General features: G+C 51.7%; 1 protein-coding gene and 2 pseudogenes. 1 reads left to right on the top strand and 2 read right to left on the bottom strand.

What is annotated here, in order from left to right; translation table 11 throughout:
- Window positions 1–229 precede the first annotated feature (229 nt).
- Window positions 230–838, bottom strand: coding sequence for a transcriptional repressor LexA (gene lexA / locus BBW68_RS09765; RefSeq protein ID WP_070135212.1), 609 nt, complete (start codon window positions 836–838; stop codon window positions 230–232).
- 106 nt (window positions 839–944) lie between these two features.
- Window positions 945–1,100 (bottom strand): annotated as a pseudogene (locus BBW68_RS17900) (diacylglycerol kinase); the annotation flags it as partial.
- 63 nt (window positions 1,101–1,163) lie between these two features.
- On the opposite strand from BBW68_RS17900, the pseudogene BBW68_RS16535 reads away from it, so the two are divergent.
- Window positions 1,164–1,591, top strand: a pseudogene (locus tag BBW68_RS16535) (DDE-type integrase/transposase/recombinase); the annotation flags it as partial.

The following is a 1,591-nucleotide window of genomic DNA, read 5'->3' as shown; positions in this document are numbered from 1 at the left end:
TCTTTGAAAGATAAGACCTTTCAATAACACGAAAGGCTAACTCATCAATATCTTTGCAACAGTGCCATTACCGCGGTATCCACTAGGCCTAGTTTGAAAGAATCAGCCGCCAGAGGTGTTTATCAGCTGTTGTGAGGAGTCGCATGGTGTGGTACCCCGATTTCACAGGGGGAAGTATTTGGATTTAGTCGGGATCGGTCATGACCGACCCGCTTAGAGTGGGTAACCGCTACAGCCAGTTGCCGTTGCGGATCACGCCGACCACCAGACCTTCGATGGTCAGCGTCTGGCTACGCAGGTTAACCACGATAGGCTGGAATTCCGGGTTTTCCGGTAGCAGCTGCACGGCGTTACCTTGACGCTTCAGGCGCTTAACGGTCACTTCATCATCGATGCGGGCAACCACCACCTGGCCGTTACGCACGTCTTCGGTTTTGTGTACCGCCAGCAGGTCGCCATCCATAATGCCGATATCTCTCATCGACATCCCGCTGACGCGCAGCAGGAAATCGGCGCCCGGTTTAAATAGGTCAGGGTCCACTTTGTAGTGGCCTTCGATATGTTGCTCCGCCAGCAGCGGTTCACCTGCGGCGACGCGACCAATCAGCGGAAGACCGTCTTCTTCTTCGATTATCAGGCGGATACCGCGTGATGCACCTGAAACAATCTCAATTACGCCTTTACGCGCCAGAGCTTTGAGGTGTTCTTCTGCGGCATTTGGGGAACGGAAACCGAGCTGCGTAGCAATCTCTGCCCGTGTCGGCGGCATGCCGGTCTGGTTAATGTGGTCGCGAATCAGGTCGTAAACTTGCTGCTGCCTTGCCGTTAGTGCTTTCATTCCGCCCCCTAGTTGTTTATACAGTTAACTGTGATTATATACAGGTATTTGCGCGATGAAAACATAAAGTTGGTCAAAATCCAGTTTGTTGCAAATTTTGGAAAACTCATCGCAAATGCGGCACTAACAGGATGATCCAGACAAAAACAGCCAGCAAAATAGTCAGCAACACGGCTGCCGAGCCCATGTCTTTCGCCCGGCCAGCCAGCGGGTAAATTTCACCGCCGATGCGGTCAACTACCGCTTCGACGGCGCTATTGAGGGCACTGTTGCAAAGATCTGGCGATGGTAAACTGATGCCACTGTTTAGTTGAAGGAGCAGCACATGAACCCATTTAAAGGTCGAGATTTTGAGCGTCATATTATCCTGTGGGCCGTCCGCTGGTACTGCAAATATGGCATCAGTTATCGTGAGCTGCAGGAGATGCTGGCTGAGCGAGGGGTAAATGTCGATCACCCCACGATTTATCGATGGGTTCAGCGTTCTGCACCTGAGATGGAAAAGCGGCTGCGCTTTTAGCTGTCTTCACGTCGTCACACCAAAGCCGCCTATCGCTTTATGGGTAAACTTCTGAATAATACGAAGCTAATACGAAGCGCCTGGAAATTCCACGGTTGATCAACACAGATAAAGCCCCGACGTATGGGCGGGCGCTGGCATTGCTGAAGCGGGGAGGTAAATGTCCGCAGCATGTAAAGGAATTGAAGTGATGCGTGCGCTACGGAAAGGTCAGGCAGAATCATTTTATTTGG

The organism is Candidatus Erwinia dacicola (assembly GCF_001756855.1).
GTDB lineage: Bacteria > Pseudomonadota > Gammaproteobacteria > Enterobacterales > Enterobacteriaceae > Erwinia > Erwinia dacicola.
The sequence above is the reverse complement of the archived record's forward strand: the minus strand, read 5'-3'. Positions and strand labels throughout refer to the sequence as shown.